23 protein-coding genes, 1 pseudogene and 1 riboswitch are annotated in these 25,070 nt (G+C 67.8%); of the genes and pseudogenes, 11 read left to right on the forward strand and 13 right to left on the reverse strand.

Annotated elements, in window-relative coordinates:
* A partial coding sequence (locus A5708_RS17165) for a PLP-dependent transferase (protein WP_196772663.1) occupies positions 1–628 on the reverse strand: 628 nt, incomplete at its 3' end.
* A gap of 162 nt (positions 629–790) precedes the next feature.
* Positions 791–912, reverse strand: a riboswitch (SAM riboswitch).
* Between the two features lie 150 nt (positions 913–1,062).
* Between A5708_RS17165 and A5708_RS17170 the strand changes: the two genes are divergently transcribed.
* Both A5708_RS17170 and A5708_RS17175 read left to right on the forward strand, forming a co-directional pair.
* On the forward strand, positions 1,063–3,297 hold the full coding sequence (locus A5708_RS17170; protein WP_065029780.1) for an NADP-dependent isocitrate dehydrogenase: 2,235 nt from the start codon (positions 1,063–1,065) through the stop codon (positions 3,295–3,297).
* A gap of 27 nt (positions 3,298–3,324) precedes the next feature.
* Positions 3,325–4,554: an NADP-dependent isocitrate dehydrogenase gene (locus A5708_RS17175; protein ID WP_065029781.1), complete on the forward strand. Its 1,230-nt coding sequence runs from the start codon at positions 3,325–3,327 to the stop codon at positions 4,552–4,554.
* On the opposite strand, the gene A5708_RS17180 is transcribed toward A5708_RS17175, so the two are convergent.
* Positions 4,547–5,356: an alpha/beta fold hydrolase gene (locus tag A5708_RS17180; protein WP_065029799.1), complete on the reverse strand. Its 810-nt coding sequence runs from the start codon at positions 5,354–5,356 to the stop codon at positions 4,547–4,549. The genes A5708_RS17175 and A5708_RS17180 overlap by 8 nt on opposite strands.
* A 148-nt stretch (positions 5,357–5,504) precedes the next feature.
* Here A5708_RS17180 and trpS point away from each other — a divergent pair, with 148 nt between their 5' ends.
* Both trpS and yhjD read left to right on the forward strand, forming a co-directional pair.
* Positions 5,505–6,524, forward strand: coding sequence for a tryptophan--tRNA ligase (gene trpS, locus A5708_RS17185; RefSeq protein WP_065029782.1), 1,020 nt, complete (start codon positions 5,505–5,507; stop codon positions 6,522–6,524).
* Between the two features lie 41 nt (positions 6,525–6,565).
* Entirely contained in the window at positions 6,566–7,603 is a 1,038-nt protein-coding gene (gene yhjD, locus A5708_RS17190; RefSeq protein ID WP_065029783.1) for an inner membrane protein YhjD, read from the forward strand.
* Here the strand turns inward: yhjD and nagA are convergent.
* From nagA to A5708_RS17205, 3 genes are read right to left on the reverse strand one after another with little or no spacing between them, the layout of a single operon-like run.
* The gene (gene nagA / locus A5708_RS17195) at positions 7,600–8,712 is read right to left on the reverse strand and encodes an N-acetylglucosamine-6-phosphate deacetylase (RefSeq protein ID WP_065029784.1); all 1,113 of its coding nucleotides are present in this window, start codon (positions 8,710–8,712) and stop codon (positions 7,600–7,602) included. The genes yhjD and nagA overlap by 4 nt on opposite strands.
* The gene (locus tag A5708_RS17200) at positions 8,703–10,055 is read right to left on the reverse strand and encodes a sugar porter family MFS transporter (RefSeq protein WP_065029785.1); all 1,353 of its coding nucleotides are present in this window, start codon (positions 10,053–10,055) and stop codon (positions 8,703–8,705) included. The genes nagA and A5708_RS17200 overlap by 10 nt, the downstream gene beginning before the upstream one ends.
* 5 nt (positions 10,056–10,060) lie before the next feature.
* Positions 10,061–11,326: a D-alanyl-D-alanine carboxypeptidase family protein gene (locus A5708_RS17205; protein WP_065029786.1), complete on the reverse strand. Its 1,266-nt coding sequence runs from the start codon at positions 11,324–11,326 to the stop codon at positions 10,061–10,063.
* 238 nt (positions 11,327–11,564) lie between these two features.
* On the opposite strand from A5708_RS17205, the gene A5708_RS17210 reads away from it, so the two are divergent.
* Entirely contained in the window at positions 11,565–11,798 is a 234-nt protein-coding gene (locus A5708_RS17210; protein ID WP_196772665.1) for a hypothetical protein, read from the forward strand.
* Between the two features lie 6 nt (positions 11,799–11,804).
* On the opposite strand, the gene A5708_RS17215 is transcribed toward A5708_RS17210, so the two are convergent.
* On the reverse strand, positions 11,805–12,809 hold the full coding sequence (locus tag A5708_RS17215; RefSeq protein WP_065029788.1) for an SMP-30/gluconolactonase/LRE family protein: 1,005 nt from the start codon (positions 12,807–12,809) through the stop codon (positions 11,805–11,807).
* A gap of 10 nt (positions 12,810–12,819) precedes the next feature.
* A complete protein-coding gene (locus tag A5708_RS17220) occupies positions 12,820–14,163 on the reverse strand; it encodes an aspartate aminotransferase family protein (RefSeq protein WP_065029789.1) in 1,344 nt (447 codons plus the stop codon).
* Positions 14,164–14,189: 26 nt separating this feature from the next.
* Here A5708_RS17220 and A5708_RS17225 point away from each other — a divergent pair, with 26 nt between their 5' ends.
* Positions 14,190–15,101 (forward strand): sigma-70 family RNA polymerase sigma factor, encoded by a 912-nt coding sequence (locus tag A5708_RS17225; protein ID WP_065029790.1) that lies wholly within the window; start codon positions 14,190–14,192, stop codon positions 15,099–15,101.
* Here the strand turns inward: A5708_RS17225 and A5708_RS17230 are convergent.
* The 5 genes and pseudogenes from A5708_RS17230 to sdhC form a co-directional block, all read right to left on the reverse strand.
* Positions 15,073–15,714 (reverse strand): annotated as a pseudogene (locus tag A5708_RS17230) (carboxymuconolactone decarboxylase family protein); the annotation flags it as partial. The gene A5708_RS17225 and the pseudogene A5708_RS17230 overlap by 29 nt on opposite strands.
* Before the next feature lie 483 nt (positions 15,715–16,197).
* Positions 16,198–17,010 (reverse strand): succinate dehydrogenase iron-sulfur subunit, encoded by an 813-nt coding sequence (locus A5708_RS17235; RefSeq protein ID WP_065029792.1) that lies wholly within the window; start codon positions 17,008–17,010, stop codon positions 16,198–16,200.
* Positions 17,010–18,764 (reverse strand): succinate dehydrogenase flavoprotein subunit, encoded by a 1,755-nt coding sequence (gene sdhA / locus A5708_RS17240; RefSeq protein WP_065029793.1) that lies wholly within the window; start codon positions 18,762–18,764, stop codon positions 17,010–17,012. The genes A5708_RS17235 and sdhA overlap by 1 nt, the downstream gene beginning before the upstream one ends.
* 3 nt (positions 18,765–18,767) lie before the next feature.
* The gene (locus tag A5708_RS17245; RefSeq protein WP_007773310.1) at positions 18,768–19,238 is read right to left on the reverse strand and encodes a succinate dehydrogenase hydrophobic membrane anchor subunit; all 471 of its coding nucleotides are present in this window, start codon (positions 19,236–19,238) and stop codon (positions 18,768–18,770) included.
* Positions 19,235–19,573 (reverse strand): succinate dehydrogenase, cytochrome b556 subunit, encoded by a 339-nt coding sequence (gene sdhC / locus A5708_RS17250; RefSeq protein WP_064878689.1) that lies wholly within the window; start codon positions 19,571–19,573, stop codon positions 19,235–19,237. The genes A5708_RS17245 and sdhC overlap by 4 nt, the downstream gene beginning before the upstream one ends.
* Before the next feature lie 259 nt (positions 19,574–19,832).
* On the opposite strand from sdhC, the gene A5708_RS17255 reads away from it, so the two are divergent.
* Genes A5708_RS17255 through A5708_RS17265 form a run of 3 tightly spaced genes read left to right on the forward strand, consistent with a single transcriptional unit; the run spans position 19,833 to position 22,602 of the window.
* Positions 19,833–20,234: a cytidine deaminase gene (locus A5708_RS17255; protein WP_065029794.1), complete on the forward strand. Its 402-nt coding sequence runs from the start codon at positions 19,833–19,835 to the stop codon at positions 20,232–20,234.
* Positions 20,234–21,517 (forward strand): thymidine phosphorylase, encoded by a 1,284-nt coding sequence (locus tag A5708_RS17260; protein WP_065029795.1) that lies wholly within the window; start codon positions 20,234–20,236, stop codon positions 21,515–21,517. The genes A5708_RS17255 and A5708_RS17260 overlap by 1 nt, the downstream gene beginning before the upstream one ends.
* On the forward strand, positions 21,514–22,602 hold the full coding sequence (locus A5708_RS17265; RefSeq protein WP_065029796.1) for an adenosine deaminase: 1,089 nt from the start codon (positions 21,514–21,516) through the stop codon (positions 22,600–22,602). Before A5708_RS17260 ends, A5708_RS17265 begins: the two co-directional genes overlap by 4 nt.
* A 15-nt stretch (positions 22,603–22,617) precedes the next feature.
* Here the strand turns inward: A5708_RS17265 and A5708_RS17270 are convergent, their stop codons facing one another.
* Positions 22,618–23,328 (reverse strand): GntR family transcriptional regulator, encoded by a 711-nt coding sequence (locus tag A5708_RS17270; protein ID WP_065029797.1) that lies wholly within the window; start codon positions 23,326–23,328, stop codon positions 22,618–22,620.
* A 142-nt stretch (positions 23,329–23,470) separates the two neighbouring features.
* Here A5708_RS17270 and A5708_RS17275 point away from each other — a divergent pair, with 142 nt between their 5' ends.
* Complete coding sequence (locus A5708_RS17275; protein WP_065029798.1) at positions 23,471–24,493, forward strand: cupin; 1,023 nt, start codon at positions 23,471–23,473, stop codon at positions 24,491–24,493.
* A gap of 53 nt (positions 24,494–24,546) precedes the next feature.
* Positions 24,547–25,070: VWA domain-containing protein (locus tag A5708_RS17280; RefSeq protein ID WP_155766056.1), on the forward strand; the 524-nt coding region annotated here is incomplete at its 3' end.

A 25,070-nucleotide genomic window follows, 5' to 3' on the forward strand; every position in this document is an offset into this window, starting at 1 on the left:
CGTGCTTGAACGGCTGGATGAGGTACGGCGTGGCGATGGTGTTGTCGACGATCAGCGGGATGCCGTTGGCGTGCGCGACGCCGGCGACCCCGGGAATGTCCAGCACGTCGATCTGCGGGTTGGAGATGGTCTCGCCGAAGAAGGCCTTGGTGTTCGGCCGCACCGCCGACTGCCACGAATCCAGGTCGTCGGGGTCGTCCACGAAGGTGACCTCGATGCCGAGCTTGGCCAGCGAGTAGTGGAACAGGTTGTACGTCCCGCCGTAGAGCCGCGGGCTGGAGACGATGTGATCTCCGGCACAAGCCAGGTTCAATATGGCGAAGGTCTCAGCGGCCTGCCCGGAGCTGAGAAACAGCGCCGCCACCCCGCCCTCGAGCGCGGCGACGCGCTGCTCGACGACGTCGGTGGTCGGGTTGCCGATCCGGGTGTAGATGTTGCCCGGCACTTCCAGCCCGAACAGGGCGGCGGCGTGCGTGGTGTCGTCGAAGGTGTACGACGTGGTCTGGTAGATCGGCAGGGCGCGGGCGTTGGTGGCCGGGTCCGGGTGCTGGCCGGCGTGCACCTGCTTGGTGTCGAACGACCAATTCGCGGTCGGATCGGTGTCGTGATCGGCGTTGTCGGAGGTCACGGGGGTGCTTTCTGCTGGTAGGGGATCTGCTAGCGGACGGGCGGGACGCCGGAAGGCGGCGTCAACCGGCGCCGCGGATTAGCAGCGACACACGATGAGGAGCGAATGAGCGAAGCGAGCGCACATCACGTTTCCCTGTCTACTCAGGGGCCCGTCACGGCGGACCCGCGCTTGCCGGATAGCCGGTTGTCTGGCTACTCAACCTGGTCATCACCCGGGGCACCCCACCGCGGTTGGAGGGTTGCCGGCCAGCAAGCCGGGGCTTGATGCTGGCGCTCATGACCAATACAAAGACTATCTTACTGTGCCGAGTCGGTGCCAACCCTCGCGGTACATGTGCAGGTCGACACCTGTCCAAACACCCTTGCTAACGTGGCAGTCAGAACGCTGAGCCCCCAAAATTTCAACCCATCATTGACGCCGGGAGAGGGATCGTGAGCGCCGAACAGCCGACCGTCATCTACACACTGACCGACGAAGCGCCGCTGCTGGCGACTTACGCGTTCCTGCCGATCGTGCGCGCCTTCGCCGAACCGGCGGGCATCGAGATCAAGACCAGCGACATCTCCGTGGCGGCCCGCATCCTCGCCGAGTTCCCCGAGCACCTGACCGAAGAGCAGCGGGTGCCCGACAACCTGGCGGAACTGGGACGGCTGACGAAGCTGGCCGACACCAACATCATCAAGCTGCCGAACATCAGCGCCTCGGTGCCCCAGCTGATCGCCGCGATCAAGGAACTGCAGGGCAAGGGATTCAAGGTCCCGGACTTCCCGCACAGCCCAAAGACCGACGAGGACCGCGAGATCCGGGACCGCTACGCCAAGTGCCTGGGCAGCGCGGTCAATCCGGTACTGCGGCAAGGCAACTCAGACCGGCGTGCACCCAAGGCCGTCAAGGAGTACGCACGCAAGCACCCGCACAGCATGGGCAAGTGGTCGCAGGCGTCGCGCACCCACGTCGCGACCATGCGGCACGGCGACTTCTATCACGGCGAGAAGTCGATGACGCTGGACCGCGCGTGCAACGTGAAGATGGAGCTGGAGACCAAGAGCGGCAAGACGATTGTGCTCAAGCCCATGGTGTCGCTGCGCAAGGGCGACGTCATCGATTCCATGTTCATGAGCAAGAAGGCCCTCATCGAGTTCTACGAAGAACAGATGCAGGACGCCTACGAGACCGGCGTGATGTTCTCGCTGCACGTCAAGGCGACGATGATGAAGGTGTCGCACCCCATCGTCTTCGGCCACGCCGTGAAGATCTTTTACAAGGACGCGTTCGCCAAGCACGGCGAGCTGTTCGACCAACTCGGCGTCGACGTCAACAACGGATTGTCCGATCTGTACGACAAGATCGAGTCGCTGCCCGCGTCGCAGCACGACGAGATCATCCGCGACCTGCACGCGTGCCACGAGCACCGGCCCGAACTGGCCATGGTCGATTCGGCCAAGGGCATCACCAACTTTCACTCGCCTAGCGACGTGATCGTGGACGCGTCCATGCCGGCGATGATCCGCGCGGGCGGCAAGATGTGGGGGGCCGACGGACGGCAGAAGGACACCAAGGCCGTCAACCCCGAGTCCACCTTCTCCCGGATCTATCAGGAGATCATCAACTTCTGCAAGACCCACGGGCAGTTCGATCCGACCACGATGGGCACCGTTCCCAACGTCGGGCTGATGGCGCAGCAGGCGGAGGAGTACGGCTCGCACGACAAGACGTTCGAGATCTCCGAGGACGGGGTCGCCAACATCGTCGACCTCGACACCGGGGAAGTGCTGCTGACCCAGAACGTCGAGGAGGGCGACATCTGGCGGATGCCGATCGTGCGCGACGAGCCGATCCGCGACTGGGTCAAACTGGCCGTCAACCGGGCCCGGAATTCGGGTATGCCGGTGGTGTTCTGGCTCGATCAGGAGCGCCCGCACGAGAACGAGCTGCGCAAGAAGGTCAACACCTACCTGGCCGAGCACGACACCGAGGGCCTCGACATCCAGACCATGTCGCAGGAACGGGCGATGCGGCACACGATCGAGCGCGCCATGCGGGGGCAGGACACCATCGCCGCGACCGGAAACATCCTGCGCGACTACCTGACCGACCTGTTCCCGATCCTGGAGCTGGGCACCAGCGCCAAGATGCTGTCGATCGTGCCGTTGATGTCCGGCGGCGGGATGTACGAAACCGGGGCAGGCGGTTCGGCGCCCAAGCACGTCCACCAGTTGCTCGAGGAGAACCACCTGCGCTGGGACTCCCTGGGTGAATTCCTCGCTCTGGGAGCATGTTTCGAAGACATCGGCATCAAGACCGAGAATGAGCGCGCCAAGGTCCTGGGCAAGACGCTGGACGCCGCGATCGGCAAGCTGCTGGAGAACAACAAGAGCCCGTCGCGCAAGACCGGCGAACTCGACAACCGGGGCAGCCAGTTCTACCTGGCGCTGTACTGGGCGCAGGAACTCGCGAATTCCGACGACGACGAGTTGCGCAAGCATTTCGCCGCGCTGGCCGACTCGCTGGCCGAACACGAGGAAGACATCGTGTCCGAACTGGCCGCGGCGCAGGGCGAGACGGTCGACATCGGCGGCTATTACCAGCCGGACACCGAGAAGACCACGGCGATCATGCGGCCCAGCAAGACATTCAACGAGGCGCTAGCGGCTTCGACAGGCTAGGGCCGCAAGCAGGAGGCCGGACTCGACATGGCAGGCGAAGGCAAGATCAAGGTCAAGGGCCGCGTCGTAGAGCTCGACGGTGACGAAATGACTCGCGTCATCTGGAAGTTCATCAAGGACATGCTGATCCTGCCGCACCTCGACATCGACCTGGACTACTACGACCTGGGCATCGAGCACCGCGACCGCACCGGCGACCAGGTGACCATCGATGCCGCCTACGCCATCAAGAAGCACGGCGTGGGCGTCAAGTGCGCGACCATCACCCCCGACGAGGCCCGCGTCCAGGAGTTCAACCTCAAGAAGATGTGGCTCTCCCCGAACGGCACCATCCGGAACATTTTGGGCGGCACCATCTTCCGCGAGCCCATCGTGATCTCGAATGTGCCGCGGCTGGTGCCGGGCTGGACCAAGCCGATCGTCATCGGCCGCCACGCTTTCGGCGACCAGTACCGGTCGACCAATTTCACGGTCGACAAACCCGGAACCGTCGCAATCACTTTCACCCCCGCCGACGGCAGCGAGCCGATGGTGCACGAGGTGGTGTCCATCCCCTCCGACGGCGGCGTCGTGATGGGGATGTACAACTTCAAGGACTCCATCCGGGACTTCGCGCGCGCGTCGCTGAAGTACGGGCTGAACGCCAAGTGGCCGGTGTACCTGTCCACCAAGAACACCATCCTCAAGGCCTACGACGGCATGTTCAAAGACGAGTTCCAGCGCATCTACGACGAGGAGTTCAAGGACCAGTTCGAGGCCGAGGGGCTGACCTACGAGCACCGGTTGATCGACGACATGGTCGCGGCCTGCCTGAAGTGGGAGGGCGGCTACGTGTGGGCCTGCAAGAACTACGACGGCGACGTCCAGTCGGACCTCGTCGCGCAGGGCTACGGCTCACTGGGGCTGATGACGTCGGTGCTGATGACCGCCGACGGCAAGACGGTCGAGGCCGAGGCCGCGCACGGCACCGTCACCCGGCACTTTCGCCAGTATCAGGCCGGCAAGCCGACCTCGACCAACCCCATCGCCTCGATCTTCGCCTGGACGCGGGGGCTGGCGCACCGTGGCAAGCTGGACGACACCCCCGAGGTGATCGAGTTCGCGCAGACGTGTGAGCACGTGGTGGTCTCCACCGTCGAGAGCGGCAAGATGACCAAGGACCTGGCCATTTTGATCGGCCCGGACCAGGAGTGGCAGCAGAGCGAGGAGTTCCTCAACTCGATCGCCGAGAACCTGGAAAAACAGCTGGCTAGCTAGCCGGTGGCTGGTACTGGTCTGGAAGCCGGTTGGCCCCGCCTGCGCATTCGTCGATGAAGTCGGCGATGGCGGCGGCGACCCGCTCGGGCGCCTCGAACATGGGCACGTGCCCGACGCCGTCGAGCTTGGTGATCTTCGTTCCCGGCGGCAGGTAGTCGGTGAAGTGCCGGTTGAACCTGCTTGCGGGCACCACCCGGTCCTTCTCGCACAGCACCAGCTGGACGGGCACCGCGGTGTCGGCCAGCTGCAGCAGGCCGGGGTCCAGCAGCGACTTGGCCAGCAGCTGGAAGTAGGCCGGGCAGTGGGCGGCGTCGTCGACAACGCCGTGCAGCTGCTGCTCGCTGATCCCGTCGGGCGTCGCGGTCAGCGGCAGGGTGGCCAGCCGCCGGCTCAGCGGCAGCCGCAGGGTGCGCTCGCCGAGCAGCCGGGCCAGCGCCAGCATCGGCATGCCCGCGATGAACTTGCTGATGACCTCGAATTTCACCGGGCTCCACCGCGTCCATCCGCCGGCGGCGCCGATGCCGGTCACGCTGCGTGCACGCCCGCGCCGCTCCAGCTCGAAGGCGACCCAGCCGCCCAGCGAGTTGCCCACCAGGTGGGCGGTCTCCCAGCCGAGCTGGTCGAGCTGGCGCTCGACGTGGTCAGCCAGCACCGACGAGCTCAGCAGCCAGGTGCCCGCGTAGGGCCCGCCGTTGTGCCCGGCCATGGTGGGGGCGAAGACCTCGAAGCGGCCGGTGTCGGCCAGTCGCGGCGCGACCGGATCCCACACGGTCTGCGACATCAGGAATCCGTGCAGCATCAGGACCGGCTCTCCGGAACCGAGGTGGATCGGCGAACGAGTCGTCATAACCCGACATTAAATCCGGTACCGCCGGTACCGCAACCGGCGGGGTTGCGCGGGCGCCGGTCGGTGCGGCCCCGGCCGTCGCGCGTGAAAAGATCGGTGCATCATGAGCACCGCTACCGGATCCAGCCGGATTTTCTCCGGCGTGCAGCCCACCTCCGATTCCCTTCACCTGGGTAACGCGCTGGGCGCGGTCACGCATTGGGTCGCGCTGCAGGACGATCACGACGCGTTCTTCTGCGTGGTCGACCTGCACGCCATCACCATCGCCCAGGATCCCGACGCGCTGCGCCGCCGCACCCTGATCACGGCCGCGCAGTACCTGGCGCTGGGCATCGACCCGGCCCGCAGCACCGTGTTCGTGCAGAGCCACGTGCCCGCCCACACCCAGCTGGCCTGGGTGCTGGGCTGCTTCACCGGCTTCGGGCAGGCCTCGCGGATGACGCAGTTCAAGGACAAGTCGCTGCGCCAGGGCGCCGACTCCACGACCGTGGGGTTGTTCACCTACCCGGTGCTGCAGGCGGCCGACGTGCTGGCCTACGACACCGATCTGGTACCGGTGGGCGAGGACCAGCGTCAGCATCTCGAGTTGGCGCGCGACATCGCGGAGCGGTTCAACAGTCGCTTCCCGGAGACGTTCGTGGTGCCGGACATGCTCATTCCGAAGGCCACCGCGAAGATCTACGACTTGCAGGATCCGACATCGAAGATGAGCAAGTCGGCGGCCACCGATGCCGGGTTGATCAACCTGCTGGACGAACCGGCGGTGTCGGCCAAGAAGATTCGCTCCGCGGTCACCGACAGCGAGCGCGAGATCCGCTTCGACACCGAGGCCAAGCCCGGCGTGTCCAACCTGCTGAGCATCCAGTCCGCGGTCACCGGTGTCGGCATCGATCGGCTCGTGGAGGGCTATGCCGGAAGGGGTTACGGCGATTTGAAGAAGGACACCGCCGAGGCGGTCGTCGAATTCGTCGCCCCGATCAAGGCCCGGGTCGACGAACTGACCGCCGATTTCGCCGAATTGGAGGCCGTGCTCGCGGCCGGCGCGGAAAAGGCCAACGATGTGGCCGGGAAAACGGTCCAGCGGGTTTACGATCGGCTTGGGTTTCTTCCACAAGGGAACTAGATCCAAAGGAGCTAGTACCGCTACTCATTTGGAGTCGTGCGATGAGTGAGCCGGCCAAGCCGGGCTTTTTCGATCGGCTGCGTGCCCGCCACGGGTGGATCGATCACGTCATCCGCGCCTACCAGCGTTTCGACGAGCGCAACGGCGGGTTCTTCGCTGCCGGCCTCACCTACTACACGATCTTCGCGTTGTTTCCTTTGCTCATGGTCGGTTTCGCGGTCTTCGGTTTCGTGCTGGCGCGGCGACCGTCGTTGTTGAGCACCATCGACGACCACATCCGCTCCCAGGTGACCGGCACGCTGGGTAATCAGCTGCAGGAGCTGATGAACTCGGCCATCGATGCCCGGACGTCGGTCGGCGTGATCGGTCTGGCCACCGCGGTGTGGGCGGGCCTGGGCTGGATATCGCACCTGCGCCAGGCGCTGACGGAGATGTGGTGGGATGAGGAGATCGCGTCACCGGGCTTCGTGCGCAACAAGTTGTCCGACCTGCTGGCGATGGTGGGGACGTTCGCGGTGATCGTGGCCACCGTCGCGCTGACCACCGTCGGCCATGCCGCGCCCATGGCCGCGCTGCTGAAATGGCTTGGCATACCGCAGTTTGTGGTGTTCGACTGGCTCTTCTGGGTGTTCTCGATTCTGATCGCGACGCTGGTGTCGTGGCTGCTTTTCACGTGGATGATCGCCCGCCTGCCACGCGAAAAGGTCAGCCTGGTCGATTCGATGCGGGCCGGGCTGATCGCGGCCATCGGCTTCGAGGTGTTCAAACAGGTCGCCTCCATCTATCTGCGGGCGGTGCTGCGCAGCCCGGCGGGCGCGGCCTTCGGCCCGGTGCTGGGGTTGATGGTGTTCGCTTACATCACCGCGTATCTCGTGCTGTTCTGCACCGCCTGGGCGGCGACCGCCTCCAATGACCCGCGCAGTCAACCCGTCGCGCCTCCGGCCCCGGCGATCATCGCGCCCCGGATTCAGATGGACGAGGGCCTGAACACCCGCCAGACCCTGACCGCGATGGCATTGGGAGCCGTTGGGGCGCTGACGCTTTCCCGGATCGCCCGCCTCACCCGCCGCGATCGCTAGCGCCAGGTGCCGCGCACCATGACCTCCGATACGGCCAAACCAGCGTCCAGCACAACGAGATTGGCATCGTAGTCCGCCCTCAGCTCGCCCACCCGTTGCAGGCCGAGCGCACGCGCCGGCGTCGTGGCGGTCGTCTGCACCGCGGCGAGCAGTCCGGCGTCGGCATGCACCGCGCGGAAGAGCCGATCCATGGTGGCGGTGCTCCCCGCGATCGTCGACGTCCCGTGCACCCGTGCCACACCGGCGACGACATCGACGTGCACCGACCCGAGCCGGAACGCTCCGTCGGGCCGGCCGGCCGCGGCGATCGCATCGGTGATCATCGCGACCCGGTCCGCCCCGGCGGCCGCGATCACCGCCGCCACCACGTCGGGATGCAGGTGCACGCCGTCGGCGATCACCTCGACGGTCACCCGCGGGTCGCGCAGCAGTGCCAGGGCCGGGCCCGGCTCGCGGTGGTGCAGCGGCGGCATCGCGTTGAACAGATGCGTGCCGACCGTGGCGCCCAGCGCGATGGCGTGCCGGGTCTGCTTGTAGGTGGCGTCGGTATGCCCCACCGCCACAACGACTCCCGCGTCCACGAACCGACGGATCGCCGCGTCGGCCCCGGGCAGCTCGGGTGCCAGCGTCACCATCCGGATGGTGCCGTCGCCCGCGGCCAGCACCGCGTCGATCTCGCCCGGGTCCGGCTCGCGCATCTTCGTGCGATCGTGGGCTCCGCAGTGTGCGCCGCTCAGCCACGGCCCCTCCAGGTGGACGCCCGCGACGGTGCCCCGATGGGTGGCCTCGGCGAGCGCGCGCACCCCGGCGAGCAGTTCGGACGGCGCGGCGGTCACCAGGCTGGCCAGCGTGGTGGTGGTGCCGTGCCGCAGGTGGAACGCGGCGGCGCCGGCGATGCCGTCCGCCTCGGTGTAGGACGCGCCGCCGCCGCCGTGCACGTGCATGTCGATAAAGCCGGGCACCACAGTGCAATCGGGGAAGTCCCGGTCGGCCGGGTGGGGCGGCGGGCCGGGCGCGCAGGCCGCGATCTGTCCTCCGGAGGTCTGCAGCCAGCCGGGGCGGCAGACCCGACCGTCGAGCACCATGGTGCCCGCGGCGATCACGACCATCGGCCGCCGTTTTCCCAGAAGTGGCGGATGTCCTCGAGCTGGCGGCCCTTGGTTTCCGGCGCGTAGCGGTACACGAAGACGAGCGCGACCGCCGCGAGCCCTGCGAACAGCGCGAAAGTCCCTGCGCCACCGAGTGAATGGAGGAGGCTCAGGAAGACGGCGGCGATGATGGCGTTAGCCACCAGGTTTGAGGTCAACATGGTGCTCGACCCGATCGAGCGTAGCCGGGACGGGAAGCTTTCGCTGGCGTACACCCAGCCCAGCGAGCCGAAGCCCATCGTGTAGCCGATGATGAACAGCAGGATGCCGGCGAACCCGGCGATGGCGCCACCGAAGCCCTGACCGAACACGGCCATCAGCACGAGGTCGGCGATGATCATCATGGCGGTGCCCCACAACAGGATTGGCCGACGGCCCACCCGGTCGACCAGCAGCAGCGCCGCGCCGACCGCCGCCAGGCCGGCGACCTGCAGCAGCGCCGGCAACCCGAGCAGTGCGAAATTGCCGGTGAAGCCCATGGCCTGAAAGATTCGGGGGCTGTAGTAGATGATCGCGTTGATGCCGGTGATCTGGATCAGGAAGCCGAGCACGACCACGAACGCGGTGGCCCGCAGGTATGGGGGCCGCAGCATCTCGGTGAACCCGCCCCTGGCGCCGGGCGCGGACTCGCTCAGCGCGCGGCCGATCTCGGCGAGCTCCTCGTCGACGCGCGCGGTGGGTTCCACCCGCAGCAGCGCCCGCCGCGCGTCGTCCATCCGGCCCTTCAGCACGTACCAGCGGGCCGTGTCGGGCATCCGAATCACCAACGGCAGCAACACCACTGCCGGCACGCAGGCCAGCCCCAGCATCCACCGCCAGCTGTGGGTGCCGGCCAGCAGGTAGCCGGTCACGTAGCCGACGATCAGGCCAGTGACGATCGCCAGCTGGTAGGCCGTCAGCAGCGAACCGCGTACCGCCGTCGGCGCCGACTCCGCCACATAGACCGGGACCACCACCACCGTCACGCCGATCGTCAGCCCCAGCAGCAGCCGCGCCGTCAGCAACATCGGCAGCGAGACCGAGAACGCGGCCAGCACCGCGAAAACCGCGTAGGCGGACAGGATCAGCACCACCGACCGTTTCCGTCCGATCACGTTGGCCAGCACTCCGGCGCCCAGCGCCCCGATGATCTGGCCGATCACCACCATCGTCGTCAGCAGTTCCTGCTGGCGCGTGGACAATCCGAAGTCCTCGGTGACGAACAACTGCGCCCCGGCGATGATGGACAGGTCGTAGCCGTAGGTGACGCCCACGCTGGCGGCGGTGAGCCCGACCAGGAGTCCGCGCCGCGATCCGCCTGCCACGGCGCTCAGCGGTGAAGTGGGCGGCGGTTCATCGAGCGGGCCATCATGATCAGCGCGAACACGACGATGGTCCCGATCACCGCCACGCCCACCCGGATCGGCATGGCCTCCGCCGACGGGATGATCCCGCCGGCCTCAGCGTTATTGGCGAGCGGGTCCGCCGTGGCGTCGCGCTTGGCCGGCGCCAGGGACGGGTCGGGCGCGATCAGCGACCCGACCTGCGTGCCCTGCGGCGTGGAGAAGCCGTAGTCCAGCAGATGCGCGGCCTGTTCCCACGGCGCGATCGGCACCCGCGTCCCGTGCAGCAGCACCGCCACCAGCCGTCGCCCGTCGTGGTTGGCCGCACCCACGAACGTCTGGCCGGCGTCATCGGTGTAACCGGTCTTGCCGCCCAGGGCGCCGGGATACTTGTAAAGCAGCTGGTTGTCGTTCTCCAGCTCATAGCCCGGGTGGTCGCCGTGGCCGGGGAAGTCGAAGGTCCGTGTCGCGACGATGTCGGCGAAGGTCGGGTTCTGCCACGCGTAGCGGTAGAACAGCCCGATGTCGTAGGCCGAGGTGCTCATGCCGGGTGCATCCAGCCCCGACGGCGACGCCACCCGGGTGTCCTGGCCGCCCAGCTTGGCGGCCAGCACGTTGATCTTCTCCAGCGCCTGCTGCATGCCGCCCAGCTGCATGGACAGCGCGTGGGCGGCGTCGTTGCCGGAGTGCATCAGCAGCCCGTGCAGCAGCTGGTTGACGGTGAAGACGCCGCCCTCCTCGACGCCGACCTTGGTGCCCTCGGCGGCGGCGTCGTCGGCGGTGCCGGGGACCGACTTGTTCAGGTTGAGCGCATTGAGGGAGGCCATCGCGACCAGCACCTTGATGATGCTGGCCGGGCGGTGGCGCGCGTGCGGGTCCTTGGCCGCGATGACGGCGCCGCTGTCCAGGTCTGCCACCAGCCAGGCCTCGGCGGAGACGTCGTTGGGCAGCGCCGGCGTATTGGGCGCGGCGACGATGCCGCAGCTGCCCAGCGCGTCACCGCCGACCGGCTTGGCGGGCACCGCCAGCGGGATCGGCGGGTCACCCGCGGTGGGCGCCTCCGACGAATCCACGGCCTTCGGGGTGTTCACCTTGTACGGGCAGTCCGGGGGCGCGGCATTGGGTTCGGCGCCGGGTTCGGCGTTCGCCGGTGGCGCACCCAGCGGCAACGTCGCCGGTGCCGCCAACGTGGCCGGGGCGGCCATCAGGAATAGCGCCGCTGCCAGGCATGATGCAGAACGTAACAGGGTCATCGTCTGTGCACAGTAAGCGATCGGCGGCCCGAATCCGGGGAGCCGCGCTGTGACTGGTGAGACGGAAGTTACTGAGCGGTGCCGGCGGGGCCGCGATACGCTGGGCCCGCGGTCAGCCCGAAAGCCACCCACCGCACCGGATTCGGAGGGTTTCGTCATTTCACGCGATCGGTTTTGGTCCGCCTGGCGGCGCAATCGCGGCGGCGTGGACGCCCCGCCCGGTGCCGGCCCGCGAGCGCTGAATGATCTGCTCAAGCGGGTCGAGAAGGCAACGCAGGTGCGACGTTCCGGGTTGGACCAGGTGCTGGCGGAGCTGAAGCTGCACCGTGACGCCGCCACCGACGCCGAGCTGCGATCCGCGCTGGCCTGGCTGTGCAACGCTGTGACGCGGTTCGGTCGCAACCCGAGCGCCACGCACGCCCGCGAGGTGATGATGGCCGCCGATGCGGTCCGGCGGGCACCAACCGGCTAGCGGGGCTTACGGCGAGGTGGCGGCCAGGTCCACGTGGGCCAGCGCCGGGTAGTTGATCGTGCCCATCCAGAGCTTGCCGGCCGCCTCGACCAGGCCGGTCACGGAGCCGAAGTCCGGCCGCGCGGTGCGCAGGCCGGCGACGGCCGCGCCGCTGTCCGGATCGAACGCGACCGCCCAGATCTCCGGCTTGATCTTCGGTTGCAGCCGCTCGGGCAGCCGCCACACCACCTTGCGGATGATCGGGGCGCGCGGGAACAGCGACTCGAGCGCCGGGTTCGCCTCGGTGACCATCGCGACCCAGATGCGGCCGTCGCCGCCGGTGGATATGTTGTCGGGCATGCCGGGCAGGTGCACCGCCAACGGTGTTACCGTGCCTGCCCGCGGCCCGCTCAGCCAGTACTTCGACAGCCGGCGCGCCTGCGTCTCGGCGAAGACCAGCGCCGACCCGTCGGCCGTGGCGGTCACACCGTTGGCGAAGTACAGTCCGTCGACCAGCGTGCTGACCGTGCCGTCCGTGCCGAGCCGGTACAGTCCGCCGGTTGCGCGTGCCTCCACGATCGGGGCGGTGAAGTGTTCGAAATGATAGTCGCTCGTCGACTCGGTGAAATAGATTGTGCCGTCGGGTGTTTCGGTGACGTTGGAGCAGAACTTGAGCCGCCTGCCGCCGACCGATTCCACCAGCACGTCCAGTGTGCCGCCGTCCGGCTGCAGCGCGAGCAGTCCGCGATGGCTGTCGCAGATCAGCAGCCGGCCGTCGCGGGCCACGTGCAGGCCGAGCGGCCGCCCGCCGGTGTCGGCGACGACGGTGCCCCGGTCGCCGTCGGGGGAGATCCGCACGATGCGGCCGTCCTCGAGGCCCGTCCACAACTGGCCCGCCGCGTCGACGACGACATCCTCGGGCCCGTTGCCGGGCAGCGGGACGACGGTGACGCCGGGCGCCGGCACGTCGGGCAGCTTCTCGACCGGCGGCGGCTGCCACCGCACCGGGTGGATACGGGGTTTGCGGGCCATGCCCAGGACTCTAGAGCCGCGCGTGGGCCTGCGTCAGCACCTCGCGCAGGATGGCTTCGATGGTGTCGAATTCGGTCTGGCCGCTGATCAGCGGGGGCGCCAGCTGGATGACGGAATCGCCGCGGTCGTCGGTGCGGCAGTACAACCCGGCCTCGAACAGTGCGGCACCGACTCGGCCCAGCAGCGGGCCGCGTTCTTCGTCGGTGAAGGTCTGCTTGGTTGCCTTGTCCTTGACCAGTTCGACGCCGTAGAAAAAACCCTCGCCTCGCACGTCGCCGACGATGGGCAGGTCGTAGAGCTTGTCCAGGGTGGCGCGGAAGGCGGGCGCGTGGGTCCGGACGTGATCGTTGAGGCCCTCACGTTCGAAGATGTCGAGGTTGGCCAGCCCTACGGCCGCCGAAACCGGGTGGCCGCCAAAGGTATACCCGTGCGGGAACGTGGTGGCGCCGTCGTTGAACGGCTCGAACAACCTGTCGCTGGCGATCATGGCGCCGATCGGTGAGTAGCCCGACGTCATTCCCTTGGCGCAGGTGATCATGTCGGGCACGTAGCCGAAGTCTCCGATCTCACTGCAGCAGGCGAACATCGACCCGATCCGGCCGAACGCGCAGATCACCTCGTCGGAGACCAGCAGCACGTCGTATTCGTCGCAGATTTGGCGCACCCGCTCGAAATAGCCTGGGGGAGGCGGGATGCTGCCGCCCGCGTTCTGCACCGGCTCCAGGAACACCGCGGCCACGGTGTCGGGGCCCTCGAACTCGATGGCCTCGGCGATCCGGTCGGCGGCCCACTGCCCGAAGGCCTTCGGATCGGTTCCGAACGGTTCGGGCGCCCGGTAGAAGTTGGTGTTGGGCACCCGGAAGCCGCCGGGCGTCACCGGTTCGAAGGGCGCCTTGAAGCGGGGCAGCCCGGTGATCGCCAGCGCGCCCTGGGTGGTGCCGTGGTAGGCGATGGCGCGCGAAATCACCTTGTGCTTACCGGGTTTGCCGGTGAGCTTGAAGTATTGCTTGGCCAGTTTCCACGCGGTCTCGACGGCCTCGGTGCCGCCGGTTGTGAAGAAGACCCGGTTCAGGTCGCCGGGGGCGTAGCCGGCGAGGCGTTCGGCGAGCTCGATCGCGGGCGGAGTGGCGTACCCCCACAGCGGGAAGAACGCCAGCGTGCCGGCCTGCCGGGCGGCGACCTCGGCGAGTTCGGTGCGGCCGTGGCCGACCTGCACGGTGAACAGCCCGGACAGGCCGTCCAGGTAGCTCTTGCCGCGGTCGTCGTAGATGGTGACACCCTGGCCGCGGGTGATGATGGGCGGCGTGATGTCCGGGCCGTGCCGGGCGAAGTGCAGCCATAGGTTGTCAGTCATCTTGCCGCTGAGCGTAACCTCGCGGCATGACCTCAGCGCAGCAGGTCAGCGAGTTCGAGTCGCTACGGCCCCATCTCATGTCGGTCGCCTACCGGCTCACGGGCACGGTGGCCGACGCCGAGGACATCGTGCAGGACGCCTGGCTGCGCTGGCACCGGCAGGATGGCGCGATCACCGACCTGCGGGCCTGGCTGACCACGGTGGTGAGCAGGCTGGGCTTGGATCGGTTGCGTTCTGCCGCGCATCGTCGCGAGACCTACACCGGCAACTGGCTGCCCGAGCCGGTCGTGACCGGGTTCGCGGATTCTCAAGCGGCCGATCCGCTGTCCGCGGTGGTGGCCGGCGAGGACGCGCGGTTCGCGGCGATGGTGGTGCTGGAGCGGCTGTCCCCCGATCAGCGCGTCGCCTTCGTGCTGCACGACGGGTTCGCCGTGCCGTTCGCGGAGGTGGCCCAGGTGCTGGGGACCAACGAGGCCGCCGCCCGCCAGCTGGCGTCGCGGGCCCGCAAGGCCGTCTCGGCCGAGGCGCCACCCAAGCCCGATCCCGCGCACGCCGAGGTGGTCGGGAAGTTGCTGGCCGCCATGGCGTCCGGCGACCTGGATGCCGTGGTGGGGCTGCTGCATCCCGACGTGATCCTGACCGGCGACGCGAATGGCAAGGCGCCCACCGCAATCAACGTCATCCACGGCGCGGACAAGGTGGCCCGCTTCTTCTTCGGCCTGGCCCAGCGCTACGGCCCGGCGATGTTCACCTCGTATCAGCTGGGGCTGGTCAATGGTGAGCTGGGTGGCTACACGGCCGGCTGCCCCGCCAGTGACGGGTATCGCGAGATGATGCCGCGGATCATGGCGGCGACGGTGCGCGATGGAAAGGTCTGCGCCCTATGGGATGTCGCCAACCCCGACAAATTCACCGGTTCCCCGCTGCGGGCTCGTTGACCTCGGTCGCCCACGGAACGCGGCAGGCGTCACCGGAATTGAAGCCCTGCTCGGTGATGCCCAGCGCGGTGTTCATCCGCGCCCGCATGTTCTCCACCCCGATCTGATAGGTCAGCTCGATCACCCCGGCGTCACCGAAGCGGGCCCGCAGATCGGCGACCTGCTCGTCGGTGACGGTGTGCGGATCCGTGGTCATCGCGTCGGCGTAGGCGATGGCGGCGCGCTCGTCGTCGCTGAATGCCGTGGAGGTGGCGTAGTTGTCGATGTCCTTCAGTCGCTGCATGTCCAATCCGTCCAGGCGCTGCAGCATGGAACCGAAGTCGACGCACCACGAGCAGCCGACCGTGCGGGCGGTCCAGAACACCGCGAGTTCGCGCACGCTGACCGGCAGCGTCTTCGACGCCCGGTCCAGCATGGTCTCGTGTAGGGCTCCGGCGATCATCAGCCCGCGATGGTGCGCGGCGACGGTGAAGGGTTCGGGAACTTGGCCGTAGCGCCGCTTGGCGATCCGGTACATCGCCCGGGTCAGCAGTCCGGTGCGCTTGGGGGGTAGGGGCTCGATGCGGGTTTTCTGTGTCATACCGATCAGACGAGGCAGGCCCGCGATGTGTGACGGACCCGGGAACCATGAGGCGAATCTGAAACGCGCTAGCAAATGCGATAGCGCTTTCGGGAAGGGCCTTATGGTCCCGGGGAGGTGCCGGCGTGAGCGGGTGTTTCCCGGCAGAAGGTGCGGGTACCCGCCTCTCACCCTCGCCACGCCAACGGGTGCGGCAGGGCAACGAGAGGGTGAGGAGACGAGTTATGACCTCTCAAAATGATCAACAGTCAACCGATGCGAGCACGGAACGCTTCGACGACCCGGAGTTGGGCAGCGGCGCGCGCGACACCGGCACGGACACTCCCGAGCCCGGCGGCGGGGATCGTCCTGTCGGAACCGTGGACGAAGACGCGAATCCGCCTATGAGCGATCCGAGCGCGTCGGACACCTACAGCGGGACCGGCGAAGCGCCCCCGCAAGACACGGGGAGTGCAGTGCCGCCGTACGAGGGACGGCAACAAAGCGCGAGTGAATAACGCCTAAGGCTGCAAGCCCTTAGCGGGAGAACATGATCGCGCGCTTGACCTCTTGAATCGCCTTGGTGATCTCGATGCCACGGGGGCAGGCCTCGGTGCAGTTGAACGTGGTGCGGCAGCGCCACACGCCGTCGACCTCGTTGAGGATGTCCAGGCGCTCGGCGGCGGCCTCGTCGCGGCTGTCGAAGATGAACCGGTGCGCGTTGACGATGGCCGCGGGGCCGTAGTAACTGCCCTCGTGCCAGAAGATCGGGCAACTGGTGGTGCACGCCGCGCACAGGATGCACTTGGTGGTGTCGTCGTAGCGGGCGCGGTCGGTCGGGCTCTGAATGCGTTCGCGGGTGGGCGGGTTGCCGGTGGTGATCAGGTACGGCTTCACCGCCCGGTAGGCGTCGAAGAACGGCTCCATGTCCACCACCAGGTCCTTCTCCACCGGCAGCCCGCGGATCGGCTCGACCGTGATGGTCAGCGCCTTGCCCGGTTTCTTGGGCAGCAAATCGCGCATCAGCACCTTGCACGCCAGCCGGTTGACGCCGTTGATGCGCATGGCGTCCGACCCGCACACCCCGTGCGCGCAGGACCGCCGGAAGGTCAGCGTCCCGTCCAGGTAGCTCTTGATGTAGATCAGCAGGTTGAGCATCCGGTCGCTGGGCAGGCACGGTACCCGAAAGCTTTGCCACCCACCGGTTTCCGCGAAGGCGTCGGGCTGGTCAGGGTTGAAGCGGGCGATCTTGACGGTCACCATCACGGCGCCGTCGGGAATCGCCGGCAGCGGTGGCTCCAGGCTAATCTCGACCTCGGCTGCCTCTTCGGTTCCGACGCTCTCGGCCATCAGTACTTCCGTTCTTTGGGTTCGTAGCGCGTCTGCACCACGGGTTTGAAGTCCAGCGCGATGTCGCTCAGCAGGTCGCTGCCCTGCTTGTAGGCCATGGTGTGGCGCATGAAGTTGACGTCGTCGCGGTTGGGGTAGTCCTCGCGGGCGTGACCGCCGCGCGACTCCTTGCGATTCAGCGCACCGACCACGGTGACCTCGGCGAGCTCCAGCAGGAAGCCCAGCTCGATGGCCTCCAACAGGTCGCTGTTGAATCGTTTCCCCTTGTCGTGCACGCTGATTCGGGCGTACCGCTCCTTGAGCGCGTGGATGTCGGTGAGCGCCTGCTTGAGCGTCTCCTCGGTGCGGAACACCGCGGCGTTGTTGTCCATCGACTGCTGCAGGGCGATGCGGATGTCGGCGACGCGCTCGTTGCCGTGCTCGCTCAAAATGTCGCCGACCCAGCCGACGACCATCGCCTCGGGTTCCGGCGGCATGTCCACGAAGTCATGTCCCCGTGCGTAATTGGCCGCGGCGATGCCCGCCCGGCGGCCGAACACGTTGATGTCCAGCAGCGAATTGGTGCCCAGCCGGTTGGCCCCGTGCACCGACACGCACGCGCACTCCCCGGCCGCGTACAGGCCCGGCACCGTGGAAGTGTTGTCCCGCAACACCTGTCCGGTGACGGTGGTGGGGATGCCGCCCATCACGTAGTGACAGGTCGGGTAGACGGGGACCAGCTCGTGCACCGGGTCCACACCCAGATAGGTGCGGGCGAACTCGGTGATGTCGGGCAGCTTGGCCTCGAGCACGTCCTCGCCGAGGTGGCGGACGTCGATGTACACGTAATCCTTGTGCGGGCCCGCGCCGCGGCCCTCCAGAACCTCCAAAACCATGGAGCGGGCCACGATGTCGCGCGGGGCCAGGTCGACGATCGTCGGGGCGTAGCGCTCCATGAAGCGCTCGCCCTCGCCGTTGAGCAGCCGGCCGCCCTCACCGCGCACCGCCTCGGAGATCAGGATGCCCAGGCCCGCCAGGCCGGTCGGATGGAATTGGTGAAATTCCATGTCCTCCAACGGAAGTCCCTTGCGGAAGACGATGCCGATGCCGTCACCGGTCAGCGTGTGCGCGTTGGAGGTGGTCTTGTACATCCGGCCCGAGCCGCCGGTGGCGAGCACGATCGCCTTGGCGTGGAAGACGTGGATGTCGCCGGTGGCCAGCTCGTAGGCGACCACCCCGGTGGCCACCGGCCCGCTCGGGGTCTGGGTGAGCACCAGGTCCAGCGCGTAGAACTCGTTGAAGAATTGCACGTCGTGCCGGACGCAGTTTTGGTACAGCGTCTGCAGGATCATGTGGCCGGTGCGGTCGGCGGCGTAACAGGCGCGGCGCACCGGCGCCTTGCCGTGGTCGCGGGTGTGCCCGCCGAACCGGCGCTGGTCGATGCGGCCCTCGGGGGTGCGGTTGAACGGCATCCCCATCTTCTCCAGGTCGAGCACCGCGTCGATGGCTTCCTTGCACATGATCTCCACGGCGTCCTGGTCGGCGAGGTAATCGCCGCCCTTGACGGTGTCGAACGTGTGCCATTCCCAGTTGTCTTCTTCGACGTTGGCCAGCGCGGCGCACATGCCGCCCTGCGCGGCGCCGGTGTGGCTGCGGGTCGGGTAGAGCTTCGTCAGCACCGCGGTGCGCACCCGCGGGCCGGCCTCCACCGCGGCGCGCATGCCGGCACCACCCGCGCCGACGATCACGACGTCGTACCGGTGTTGCTGGATCACGGGTCAGCCTCCGATATTCGGGTCGAATGTCAGCAGCACGTAAGTCCCCAGCACCAACGTGAAGCCCATGGACAACAGCAGCAGGCTGTTGAGCCAGAACCGGGTGCTGTCCTTGCGGCTGTAGTCGTCGATGATGGTGCGCAGCCCGTTGCCGCCGTGCAGCTGCGCCAGCCACAGCAGCGCCAGGTCCCAGAACTGCCAGAACGGCGACGCCCAGCGCTGCGCGACGTAGTTGAAGTCGATGCGGTAAACGCCGTTATCCCACATCAGCATGATGAACAGGTGGCCGATCGCCAACACGAACAGCGCGATCCCGGAGAACCGCATGAACAGCCAGGCGAACTTCTCGAAGTTGGGGATGCCGGCCCGCCGCCGCGGCGAGCGGGGGTTGTCCAGGCTGGCGGGACGGTCGTAGAGGCGTTGTTTGACCGGGGCGACCTCGCCCCGGCCCAGCTGCAGGTCCGGACTGCTCATCGGAAGTGCTCCATCATGTGGATGACCGTCACCACGCCGGCCGGGACCATCAGCAGCAGGAACACGATGCCGACGATCCAGAACATCAGCTTCTGGTGGCGCGGGCCCTCGGACCAGAAGTCGATCAGGATCACCCGGATCCCGTTCAGGCCGTGGAAGAGCACCGCGGCGACCAGGCCGTATTCCATCAGGCCGACGATCGGCATCTGATAGTCGTGGATCACCGCGTTGTAGGTCTGCGGGCTCACCCGCAGCATGGCGGCGTCCAGCACGTGGACGAACAGGAAAAAGAAGATCGTCGCGCCGCTGATCCGGTGCAGCACCCACGACCACATGCCGGGGTCGCCGCGGTACAGCGTCCGTGGTGGCCTGCGTTTGCGCGAGGGAGCCGATACCGGTGCCGCCGGCTTCGCGGTCGTCGGTTGCGTAGTCACCCCAGTCCTCACCGCCTTCTTCCGACTTCAACGTCAGCCACTCCGGGCACTTGAGCTTAGCTCGGACACGGTGTGACTTGCGCCAATGTCCGCCAAGCGAAATGCCGTTTTGCGGCTAGGGTGATCGTCGGAATCGACGATGGGTGAGCGGGGTTTCGTTATGCCTGAGATCGACTGGAAAACGTTGCGGGACAAGGCGATCGATGTCTCGGCACTGGCCTACGCGCCCTACTCGCGGCTCCGGGTCGGGGCGGCCGCACTGGTCGGCGACGGCCGGGTGGTAACCGGTTGCAATGTGGAGAACATCTCATATGGCCTTGGTCTCTGTGCCGAATGCGCGGTGGTGTGCGCCCTGCATTCCACCGGCGGCGGCCGCCTGGTCGCACTGGCGTGCGTGGACGGGCGCGGATCGGTGCTGATGCCGTGCGGGCGGTGCCGTCAGGTGCTGCTCGAACACGGCGGCCCCGAGCTGCTGATCGACCATCCGGGCGGCCCGCGCCGGCTGGATGACCTGCTGCCGGACGCCTTCGGCCCCGACGACCTGGCCGCTGGGCGCGGCTGATGCATCCCGCGTTCGACGCGCCCACGGTGATCAGGACCAAGCGCGACGGCGGCCGGTTGTCCGACGCCGCCATCGACTGGGTCATCGGCGCCTATACCGACGGGCGAGTGGCCGAGGAGCAGATGGCGGCGCTGCTGATGGCAATCCTGCTGCGCGGCATGGACCCCGGCGAGACCGCCCGGTGGACGGCGGCGATGCTGGCCTCGGGCGACACGCTCGACTTCGGCGACCTGGGCCTGCGGACGGTCGACAAGCACTCCACCGGCGGGGTGGGGGACAAGATCACCCTGCCTCTGGTGCCCGTCGTCGCCGCCTGCGGAGCCGCCGTCCCGCAGGCGTCGGGCCGCGGGCTCGGCCACACCGGCGGCACCCTGGACAAGCTGGAATCCATCGCCGGGTTCAGCGCCGAGCTGAGCAACCGGCGCGTGCGCGATCAGCTGCGCGAGGTCGGCGCGGCCATTTTCGCGGCCGGTGACTTGGCCCCGGCCGACGCCAAGCTGTACGCGCTGCGCGATATCACCGCCACGGTCGAATCGCTGCCGCTGATCGCCAGCTCGGTGATGAGCAAGAAGCTGGCCGAGGGGGCCGGCGCACTGGTGCTCGACGTGAAGGTGGGCTCCGGGGCGTTGCTGCACTCCGAGCGGCAGTGCCGCGAGCTGGCGCACACCATGGTCGAGCTCGGCGCGGCGCACGGGGTTCCCACCCGCGCGCTCCTGACCGACATGAACCGCCCGCTGGGCGCGACCGTCGGCAACGCCCTGGAGGTCGCCGAGTCACTGGAGGTGCTCGCCGGGGGCGGGCCCCCCGACGTGGTAGAGCTGACGCTGCGGCTGGCCTCCGAGATGCTCGAGCTGGCCGGGATCGACGATCGCGATCCCGCCGACACCCTGCGCGACGGCACCGCGATGGACCGGTTCCGCCGGCTCATCGCGGCCCAGGGCGGCGATTTGTCGGTGCCGTTGCCCGTCGCCGGGCATGCCGAGACCGTGATCGCCCCCCGGGGCGGCACAATGGGCGATATCGACGCGATGGCAGTGGGGCTGGGGGCATGGCGGCTCGGCGCGGGCAGGTCCCGCCCGGGCGAACGCGTGCAGTTGGGCGCGGGTATCCGGATCCACCGCCGCCCCGGCGAGCCGGTCACCGCCGGTGAGCCGCTGTTCACCCTCTACACCGACACCCCGGACCGCTTCACTGCCGCCCTCGCCGAGCTGGATGGCGGGTGGAGCGTCGACGGCACACCCCCGGCCTCCCGACCGCTGATCATCGATCGGATCGTCACATGACCGCACCGCTAGGGCTGGAGCAGATCAGAAAGGCCCCCAAGGCCCTGCTGCACGATCACCTCGACGGCGGGTTGCGCCCGTCGACCGTGCTGGAGATCGCCGGACAGGTCGGCTACGACGGGCTGCCCGCCACCGACGTCGACGAGCTGGCCACGTGGTTTCGCACCCGTTCGCACAGCGGCTCGCTGGAGCGCTACCTGGAGCCGTTCTCGCACACGGTGGCGGTGATGCAGACCCCGGAGGCGCTGCATCGGGTCGCCTACGAGTGCGTGGAGGATCTGGCCGCGGACTCGGTGGTGTACGCCGAGATCCGGTTCGCCCCCGAGCTGCACATCGACCGCGGGCTGTCTTTCGATGCGATCGTCGACGCCGTGCTGGCCGGCTTCGCCGACGGCGAGAAGGCAAGTGCGGCCGTGAATCGCCCGATCGTGGTGCGGCTGTTGGTCACCGCGATGCGGCACGCGGCGGTGTCGCGCGAGATCGCCGAGCTGGCGATCCGATTCCGGGACAAGGGCGTTGTCGGATTCGACATCGCCGGCGCCGAGGCGGGCAATCCGCCGACGCGGCACCTGGAAGCCTTCGATTACATGCGAGACCACAACGCCCGCTTCACCATTCACGCCGGTGAGGCGTTCGGGCTGCCGTCCATCCATGAGGCGATCGCCTTCTGCGGCGCGGACCGGCTGGGCCACGGCGTCCGCATCGTCGACGACATCGAGGTGCTGGACGACGGGCAGGTCCGGCTCGGGCAACAGGCATCCATCCTGCGGGACAAGCGAATTCCGTTGGAACTGTGCCCCAGCTCCAACGTGCAGACCGGTGCCGTCAACAGCATCGCCGAGCATCCGTTCGACCTGCTGGCCCGCACCCGCTTCCGGGTGACCGTCAACACCGACAACCGACTGATGAGCGATACCTTCATGAGCCGCGAAATGCACCGGCTGGTGCAGGCTTTCGGCTACGGGTGGAGCGACCTCGAGCGCTTTACCATCAACGCGATGAAATCCGCGTTCATCCCGTTCGATGAGCGCCTGGCGATCATCGACGAGGTGATCAAGCCGCGCTATGCCGTGCTGATCGGCTAAGCCCCGGGCTACCGATCAGTCTGCGACACGAGCGCCAAATCCGGTAACCCATAACGAATCCGGTTGGACCGAAAGACCCATGGCCCGCACCGTGCTGGCCAAGTGCGTCTGCACCGCCCGCAGCGCGCGCGCTAAGTCGCCGTCGCGCAAGGCTTCCGCGATGTCCGCGTGCTCGGCCATGATCGTGGCCACCCGGTCGGGTTCGCGCAGCGCCGATTCCCCGATCATCCGCATCTGGCGATCGCGCAGGGTCGAGTAGAAGGCCGACAGGATGGCGTTGCCGGACTCTTCCAGGGTGATGGCGTGGAAGGCGCGGTCGGACTCCAGGAACTCCCGCCAGTCGGCCGCGGCCACGGCGTCGCGCTGCCGGCGCAGCTCAACCGACTGCCGGTCGAAGACCACCGCGCAGACGGCGGGGCCGCGTCCGATCACCTTGCCGGCCGCGAACTGCTCCAGCACCAGCCGGGCCTCCATGACCGCCCGCACCTCGTCGGGCGAGACCGGGACCACCAGCGCGCCGCGCTGCGGATAGAGCCGCAACAGCCCCTCGGACTCCAGTCGCAGGAAAGCCTCGCGCACCGGGGTGCGCGACATCCCGAGCGCGCTGGCGACGTCGCCCTCGCTGATCAGCTCCCCGCCGGGGAACTCGCCGGTGAGGACCTGCGTCTTGACGTAGTCCAGCGCGCGTTCCTTGGCCGTGCCCGGCCGGGGGTCCTTTGCTGCCACGCGAGCCCTCTTCTGGTAGCTAAGTCGTATCTCAAGCGTGGTCATGACCGTACACGGTGCCGCCCCACCTGCGCGGATTGACGCTGAGATACAAGATAAATACTATTCAGATACAACAGACCCTGACCCAAGGAGGCCGCAGATGCCCCAGCAGTTGGTGACGCCGAACCTCGACCCGACGATCCCGGCACCGATGATCAACGTGGCCGAGTACGGGTTCGAGGGCCGTTTCGAGGAGTGGGCGCAGCAGGCCGAATACTTCGAATACTCCAAGGCGGCCAACCCGATCGGATCCGGGCACGTCCCGCCGGTTCCGCTGCGGCGGTTCGATCCCGAGATCTACCTCGGCGCGCCGACCGGGGTGATCCCGCTGGACCTCTCCGAGGAGCTGGGTATCGACACCGGCGCGGCGACCAGTCCGGCGCTGCTGGCCAACTTCATCAGCGTCCGCGCCCGAGAGCAGGTCGACACCAGCCCCAACGCCACCTCGCAGCTGTACTACGTGCTCTACGGGCGGGGCTTCGCGGCGGTCAACGGCCGGCTGATCGCGTGGGAGAAGGGCGACTTCGTGACGCTGCCCGCCGGCAGCCACTCGGTGTTCTACGCCGCGACCGACACGGCCATGTACTGGGTGCACGACGAGCCGCTGATGCGCTACCTGGGCGCCGAGGCCACTCGGCCGCGGTTTGCGGCGACCAAGTTCCGCCGCGCGGACGCGGTGGCCAAGCTGGAGGAGATCGCGTCGCGGCCGGGCGCCAACGACAAGAGCCGGGTCAGCGTGCTGCTGGCCAACGCCAACCAGGAGCAGACGCTGACCATCACGCACGTGCTGTGGGCCATGTTCGGCGTGCTGCCGCCCAACCAGGTGCAGCGCCCCCACCGGCACCAGTCCGTCGCGCTGGATCTCATCCTCGATGCCCCGGCGTCCGGCTGCTACACGCTGCTGGGTACCCGCCTCGACGAGCACGGCGACATCGTCAACCCCACCCGGGTGGACTGGCGCGCCGGGTGCGCCTTCACCACCCCGCCGGGCATGTGGCACGCCCACTACAACGAGACCGATCAGCCGGCCCACCTGATCCCGGTCCAGGACGCCGGGCTGCAGACACACCTGCGCAGCCTGGACATCAAGTTCACCCAGCGTCGCGACCTCGTCGCCGGGTAATCCCCGGTGGCGGTCCATGCACCGCCGGAGTTCGACGCATAGTGTGGCTGGACATGAAGGTGCCCCTGCTGGGACCGGTGTCGCTCACGGGCTTCCAGAACGCCTGGTTCTTCCTGGTTCTGCTGATCGTGCTGCTGGTGATCGGCCTCTACGTCGTGCAGCAATTCGCCCGTCGTCGCCGGGTGCTGCGCTTCGCCAACATGGAGGTGCTGGAGCGGGTGGCGCCGCCGCGGCCCAGCAAGTGGCGGCACGTGCCGACCATCCTGCTGGCCGTCTCGCTGGTGTTGCTGACCACCGCGATGGCCGGACCGACGTCCGATGTCCGGATTCCGCTCAACCGGGCGGTCGTGATGCTGGTGATCGACGTGTCGGAGTCGATGGCCTCCACCGACGTGCCACCCAACCGCCTGGACGCGGCCAAGGAGGCCGGCAAGCAATTCGCCGACCAGCTGACCCCGGCGATCAACCTGGGGCTGGTCGGATTCGCCGGCACGCCCTATCTGCTGGTGCCGCCGACCCCGCAGCACCAGGCCACCATCGACGCGCTGAAGAAGCTGGATTTCGCCGACAGCACCGC

The organism is Mycobacterium colombiense, from assembly GCF_001672755.1.
GTDB classification, from domain to species: Bacteria; Actinomycetota; Actinomycetes; order Mycobacteriales; family Mycobacteriaceae; genus Mycobacterium; species Mycobacterium colombiense_C.

Excerpts from the sequence above, each read along its gene's own strand:
- sdhC (WP_064878689.1), bottom strand. The coding sequence starts at position 19,573 with ATGTGGTCGTGGGTGCTGCACCGGATCAGCGGCGCGACGATCTTCTTT.
- A5708_RS17175 (WP_065029781.1), top strand. The coding sequence starts at position 3,325 with ATGGCAGGCGAAGGCAAGATCAAGGTCAAGGGCCGCGTCGTAGAGCTC.
- A5708_RS17265 (WP_065029796.1), top strand. The coding sequence starts at position 21,514 with ATGACCGCACCGCTAGGGCTGGAGCAGATCAGAAAGGCCCCCAAGGCC.
- A5708_RS17245 (WP_007773310.1), bottom strand. The coding sequence starts at position 19,238 with ATGAGCAGTCCGGACCTGCAGCTGGGCCGGGGCGAGGTCGCCCCGGTC.
- A5708_RS17255 (WP_065029794.1), top strand. The coding sequence starts at position 19,833 with ATGCCTGAGATCGACTGGAAAACGTTGCGGGACAAGGCGATCGATGTC.
- A5708_RS17205 (WP_065029786.1), bottom strand. The coding sequence starts at position 11,326 with ATGACCCTGTTACGTTCTGCATCATGCCTGGCAGCGGCGCTATTCCTG.
- A5708_RS17235 (WP_065029792.1), bottom strand. The coding sequence starts at position 17,010 with ATGGCCGAGAGCGTCGGAACCGAAGAGGCAGCCGAGGTCGAGATTAGC.
- A5708_RS17275 (WP_065029798.1), top strand. The coding sequence starts at position 23,471 with ATGCCCCAGCAGTTGGTGACGCCGAACCTCGACCCGACGATCCCGGCA.
- A5708_RS17215 (WP_065029788.1), bottom strand. The coding sequence starts at position 12,809 with ATGGCCCGCAAACCCCGTATCCACCCGGTGCGGTGGCAGCCGCCGCCG.
- nagA (WP_065029784.1), bottom strand. The coding sequence starts at position 8,712 with ATGGTCGTGATCGCCGCGGGCACCATGGTGCTCGACGGTCGGGTCTGC.
- trpS (WP_065029782.1), top strand. The coding sequence starts at position 5,505 with ATGAGCACCGCTACCGGATCCAGCCGGATTTTCTCCGGCGTGCAGCCC.
- A5708_RS17220 (WP_065029789.1), bottom strand. The coding sequence starts at position 14,163 with ATGACTGACAACCTATGGCTGCACTTCGCCCGGCACGGCCCGGACATC.
- A5708_RS17260 (WP_065029795.1), top strand. The coding sequence starts at position 20,234 with ATGCATCCCGCGTTCGACGCGCCCACGGTGATCAGGACCAAGCGCGAC.
- A5708_RS17225 (WP_065029790.1), top strand. The coding sequence starts at position 14,190 with ATGACCTCAGCGCAGCAGGTCAGCGAGTTCGAGTCGCTACGGCCCCAT.
- yhjD (WP_065029783.1), top strand. The coding sequence starts at position 6,566 with ATGAGTGAGCCGGCCAAGCCGGGCTTTTTCGATCGGCTGCGTGCCCGC.